The sequence below is a fragment of the Bifidobacterium sp. VU/mBH4 (B4) genome (assembly GCF_058199535.1).
Genome location: NZ_JBVPQJ010000013.1, coordinates 1 through 5,280 on the forward strand (window position 1 = coordinate 1; position 5,280 = coordinate 5,280).

A 5,280-nucleotide genomic window follows, 5' to 3' on the forward strand; every position below is an offset into this window, starting at 1 on the left:
ATTAACAACCACCCAACACGCTTACAGCCACAAGGCCAAACCCCCAACATAAACAACGCGTTTAGTTCCTATAGCCCTATAATGGTGTAACGGTGGTGCTACTGTCACCGTTGATGTAATAACTCAAGAATGATAGTTAGGCCTATCTATCAGTGCAGTATTCCAGTTTTAGCTGGGTTGTCAGAGGTGCCATGGCTGACACCGCTGACTTCGTTATTGGTTATCAAGGATGAATTGACTCAACAAACGGAAAAGGGCTTATGATGAAAGCTCTGAACACTATCAAAAGTAGGTTGCTCGCCAGCGTTGCTGTTCCACTTGCGCTGTCTATGGGAGTCGCCATGGTTCCCAGTCAGGCGATGGCTGCAGAGCCTGTGGATACCGCTTCGACATCTATCGTGAGTCAAGTCACCGATTCGCTGACTCCGAGGGATGTGCTGGAGATAGCGGATACCGCATGGGAAAACGGTGATTATGAAGGTGCTGGCATCCTGACCGAGTATGCATTCTCGATGCATGATGGCACTGCCGGTAATGGCTTCCAATCGAGGAATTGGGCTACGACGATCGCCAAGAAAGCTGTCATTAAGCTTCTGCGCTGGGGAGGTTCCAAGCTTCCTGCCAAGATTGCTCCGTGGGCCGGTCGGATTGCAGACTTCCTGGAAGCCACCGGCGTCTGGACTCATGCCGCTATCGTCTCAGGTTTGATGCAGCTGGGCATCCCTTACGATATTGCTGAATACACGGCGACATGGGTTGATTTGTTCCTCTGATTCATGGAGAGAGGGGTGAGCGATGAGTGACCGTGGACGATCAGACCATGTAACGGTTTCGGATGCGATTACCGGTGTTGGTTTTTTCGGAACTGTGTTGTTGGGTTTTGTCTTTCCTTTTGCGGTCGGCATTGGTGTCACTTATCGCTTGCTCCCTTTCGGTGGCGTTCGTTCCTGGGTGCATGGGTGGCGTGGGGTTTTGGGTACCATCGTTATCTTTCTGTTGTGGTTCTTTGGTACCTACATAACTGATGCGTTGGTGGATGTGTTGTTTAGCATGAGCAGTCACAAGGTCTTGAAGAAGCTTGTTAGCGAAGTTGTGAGTTTTGTGTTTCTCATGGGGTTGATGGCCTTGGCCTTCAGCAGGTGGGAAGCCATGGCGCTCTCATCTTTGATAACTGAGGTTCTCACCATTCTCATCTCCCTACTCGTCATTCATGCCGTTGATGCTGCAGACAAGCATGATTAATCTAAACAACGATCATTCCTAGGGAATGAAGCGGATTCGAGTGCCCCTTTTATGGGGCGGGAGAAACGCATCGGACGCGGAGAGGTCTCCTCCTTGGTTTGGGAGGAGACCTCTTCGGTTTGGTTGTGTGTGGTGTTAGTCGTCGGTGGGGTTGATGTTCTTACTGAGGGCCAGGGCGATGAGCGCTGCGAGGTTGTTGGTTCGGTCGAGGGTGAGGGCTTGGACCATGTATGAGCTGGCTTGGTCGGGGTCGCGGGCGGCCCAGGCCAGGTAGGCTCTGGAGGCGCTGAGGTGTGGGGTGGGGCCGACGGCGGCGGTGAGCTGGTCGAAGAGGTTGTAGGCTCTGTCGGCGCGTTCCTGGTTGACGGGGGTCCGGCCTTCGAAGCAGGTGGTGAGGCTGGTGAAGATGAGTTTGACGGCGGCGGGGTCGTGGGGTTGTTCGGTGATGGTGGTCAGGTCGTCTCGGGTGGTGTCGGGGTTGATGGCGGCGACCAGGAGCGCGTCGCGGTGCGGCAGTGAGGTTTCTATCAGCGCGGCCATGCGGGTGAGCCGGTCGTGTCCTATGGCTTCGGGCTGGTGGGTGCCGTCGAGTATGCGCATGATGCTGTCGAGGGCCTGTCGGCCTGCGGTGAGCATGAGTTGGGGGTCCTGGCTCAGTTGCTTGACGTCGTCCTGGAGGCTGGTTGTGGTGTTCATGGGTGTTCCTTTCCTTGGTGCCGGGACTGTTTGTGCCGACGCCTGGAATGGCGGCCCGGGTATAGCGGAGAGTCAAGCCCCCGCGTGGATCCGAACACTCCCCCGGAGGCCGAGGGGGCATGCTGTTCGGCCCCCTCGGCCGGAGCGGGGTGTGGGCGGAGACGCTCGGGGCTTGAGTCGCAGCGGCCCGGGCCAGAATGGAAGGGGGCGGCACAAACACCACATTCCCAACCCCTTCAGCAGCACGCCGCAGGCGTGCGACAGCGGCGGCCAGACATCAAGGCGCAGCCGCCGATGACCACAACCCCGGCCGAGCCGAGCATGGAAAAAGGGACCCCGTTGAGGGGTCCCTTGATGATGTTGCCCTGATGGGTCAGGCCATCTGGCTTCGGAGTCCTGGGTAGTGGTGTGCCAGGTATTCGGCGGTGGCTTGGCGGATCAGTGCCGATAGGTTGGTGCCTTCTGTTTTGACGGCGGCTTCGGCCCATTGGTCCAGGGCCGGGGTGGTGCGTACCTGCCAGGTTTTGCTGGTGGGTTGTTTGAGTTCGTCGCGGGGGCGGCCGGCGAAGATGGAGAGCAGGTCGTCGTCGGTCAGGGGGCCGGCGTCGTAGCCCCGGTATACCCGGGTGCCTTCGATGGGTGTGAATTGGCCGGCGTCGGCCATGCGGTCGAGTGCTTCGGCGTGTGCTGCCCTGTCGGCGGGTGTCTGTGTGTTGGTCATGGTCTGGCTCCTTGTTGGTTGTGTCTATTGGTATCTGAGATGTTGCCACCGGCTGGTCAGCGGCATGGCGTGGAAGGCGTGGAGCTGGCCGTCCTGCCATTTGCTGACGATGACTTCGAGCAGGTTGTCGGGTAGGGCCCCGGGGTGTGGCTGGCCGACGAAGACCACCGTCATCTCGTCGCCGTAGCCCTCGATTTGTTCGTGGCCTATGGAGTGGAGGACCGCGTGCCTGATTTCGTCGTCGGCGCAGCCGTGCTTGCGGGCTGATTGCTCTATCTCGATCTCCATGACCATGAGTGTAGTACAAATTGCACATACAAACCAGTCGTGCGTTCCTCGCGTTGCGGTCTGGCTGTCCGAACGCGGGGCGTTCGACGATGCCGATTCCACCCCGTGGGGTGGCGCGAGGCATCGCTGCGCCGCCGCCGGCAGCCGGCCCCGCTTGGTGGCGGGGCCGGCTGCGGGGTTCATTCACTCTTTGGTGTCCTCCTCCTGGTCGCCGTCGTCTGTTTCATCTTCGTTCCCTTCGTTGTCTTCCTCTTCAGGTCGGGGCACCAGGTCGCCGTCGAGACCGGATTGCTCTTCGTCGCTGATGGCGTAGCCTGCGGTTTGGAGGGCACGGTAGAGGGGTTTGAGCAGGCCGTCTATGTCGTCTTGGCTGCGCCAGGTCTCGTGGTTGATCTGTGTCTCCATGATGGCGTGGCACAGGGCGAAGGCCGTCTGGGTGCGGCGACTCTCGTCAAGGTCGGCCTTTTGCGCCAGCTCGGCTTCCTGGTCCTGGACGATGGCGCGCCATGTGTCCCGCACCTGGTCCCGGCTGACCCACCAGGTGCGTTGGCTCGCTTGGGCGATGACCAGCATGGACAGGGCCTGGGACTGGTTTTTGGCGGGGCGTTTGAGGGACATGAGCCGTTGCGTGTAGGCCAGCCGCAGGTCGTGGCTTGCCGTGTCCAGTTGCTTGGCCGGTGCGATTTCGGCTTCTTGTTCGGCTTGCCACCTGGCCAGGTCATCCTCTCTTTGCCGGCGTTCGTCCTCCTGGTCCTGTTGGGTGTATGGCTCCAGCAGGGTGATTTTGACGCGCCACTGTCCGCCACGGTCGAGCAGTCCGGCGGCCGTGGGTTTGTCGCCTTCCCATTCCTCCAGCCATGTGTCGAGGGCCTGCTTGGGGTCGGGGTCGGTATCCGGGGAGAATCGGGCGATGGTGCGCCAACCTTCCGGGTCAGACCAGGATTGTGATGGTGTCAGCGGCACGATGGGCAGCCCGGCCTGCTTGATGGCTTCCTGGGCCTGTTCGATCCACTTGTCCAGCGACCGTTTGGCCTGGACCTGGTGCAGTGTCATGTTCCAGTTGTTGGTGCCTGCGGCTTTGATGAGCTGGTCTTGCAGGCCTTCGTCGTCGCGGAAGTCGGCTATCGTCTCCAATTCCTCGAAGCTCAGCTGGGATGGCAGCGCGAGTATTTTCTCGTCGTCGATGGACGATATTTTGAGCCGTCGCTGCACGGTGCTGCGGCTGCGGCCAGTGGCTTTGGCCATCTGGTCCACGTCTTCGCCAAGGTCCAGGAGGTGGGCGTATCCGCGTGCCTCGTCCAGGGCGGTGAGCTGGTCACGGTGTATGTTCTCTACCAGCATCACCTCCGCCTGGGTCTGCTCGTCCATGTCGGTGATGATACAGGGCACGGTTGCAAGGCCGGCCTGCTCGGCGGCCGCCAGCCGCCGGTGTCCGATGACCAGGGTGTGCCGCCCCTCCTGGTTCGCCGGTGTGACGACCAGGGCCTGCTGTATGCCTTGGGACGCGATGCTCATGGCCAGCTCCGACACGTCTCCTATCTCGCTTCGGGGGTTGGCGTCGTTGGGCCTGATGGCGTCGATGGGCAGCATGGTCACTGTGGTTGTGGTGTTCATGGGTGTTCCTTTCCTTGGTGCCGGGACTGTTTGTGCCGACGCCTGGAATGGCGGCCCGGGTATAGCGGAGAGTCAAGCCCCCGCGTGGATCCGAACACTCCCCCGGAGGCCGAGGGGGCATGCTGTTCGGCCCCCTCGGCCGGAGCGGGGTGTGGGCGGAGACGCTCGGGGCTTGAGTCGCAGCGGCCCGGGCCAGAATGGAAGGGGGCGGCACAAACACCACATTCCCAACCCCTTCAGCAGCACGCCGCAGGCGTGCGACAGCGGCGGCCAGACATCAAGGCGCAGCCGCCGATGACCACAACCCCGGCCGAGCCGACCAGTTTTATGTTTGCCGATTGAAGGGTGATCTGCAGTAGCTCATGATAGAAGAAAGACCATCCGATAAGAAATGTGTTTATATTGTGAAGCTTTATCTTGATGAAGCTTTCTAACTGATATCCCGAGTATATTAAAGCTTGTTAGAAGCCGCCACTGCCTCTATCATATTTATATGATATGCACACTAGGGCGGCACTTTTTTATCTAAAGGGGTGTAACTGAGATGGACACCGCTCGTATTCCTTACCCTTCGCATCCTTATCAGAGCTCAGCCAATCTAGCCTCTATGCTGATACAGAACGGTCTCTCCGGCATCAGGGGCTATAGGAACTAAACGCGTTGTTTTAGGTTCTGTGTGTGGGTTTGGTTGTGTGTTGGTCAGAGTGTGGTGTTGGGGT

Annotated in this window: 6 protein-coding genes; 2 read left to right on the forward strand and 4 right to left on the reverse strand. The window is 59.5% G+C overall.

What is annotated here, in order from left to right; translation table 11 throughout:
• Nucleotides 1–260 precede the first annotated feature (260 nt).
• Together AC0AII_RS08685 and AC0AII_RS08690 are read left to right on the forward strand one after the other, a co-directional pair.
• Nucleotides 261–773: a hypothetical protein gene (locus AC0AII_RS08685; protein WP_045925197.1), complete on the forward strand. Its 513-nt coding sequence runs from the start codon at nucleotides 261–263 to the stop codon at nucleotides 771–773.
• Nucleotides 774–795: 22 nt separating this feature from the next.
• On the forward strand, nucleotides 796–1,242 hold the full coding sequence (locus AC0AII_RS08690) for a hypothetical protein (protein ID WP_015022033.1): 447 nt from the start codon (nucleotides 796–798) through the stop codon (nucleotides 1,240–1,242).
• Nucleotides 1,243–1,377: 135 nt separating this feature from the next.
• On the opposite strand, the gene AC0AII_RS08695 is transcribed toward AC0AII_RS08690, so the two are convergent.
• The 4 genes from AC0AII_RS08695 to AC0AII_RS08710 form a co-directional block, all read right to left on the reverse strand.
• Nucleotides 1,378–1,938, reverse strand: a complete 561-nt coding sequence (locus AC0AII_RS08695) for a hypothetical protein (RefSeq protein ID WP_015022034.1) — start codon at nucleotides 1,936–1,938, stop codon at nucleotides 1,378–1,380.
• A 373-nt stretch (nucleotides 1,939–2,311) separates the two neighbouring features.
• On the reverse strand, nucleotides 2,312–2,659 hold the full coding sequence (locus tag AC0AII_RS08700; RefSeq protein WP_015022035.1) for a hypothetical protein: 348 nt from the start codon (nucleotides 2,657–2,659) through the stop codon (nucleotides 2,312–2,314).
• A gap of 24 nt (nucleotides 2,660–2,683) precedes the next feature.
• Nucleotides 2,684–2,947 carry a hypothetical protein gene (locus AC0AII_RS08705; RefSeq protein ID WP_141650026.1) on the reverse strand — a complete coding sequence of 88 codons (264 nt, stop codon included), beginning with the start codon at nucleotides 2,945–2,947 and terminating at the stop codon, nucleotides 2,684–2,686.
• A 183-nt stretch (nucleotides 2,948–3,130) separates the two neighbouring features.
• Nucleotides 3,131–4,561: a ParB/RepB/Spo0J family partition protein gene (locus AC0AII_RS08710; protein ID WP_015022037.1), complete on the reverse strand. Its 1,431-nt coding sequence runs from the start codon at nucleotides 4,559–4,561 to the stop codon at nucleotides 3,131–3,133.
• Nucleotides 4,562–5,280 lie beyond the last annotated feature (719 nt).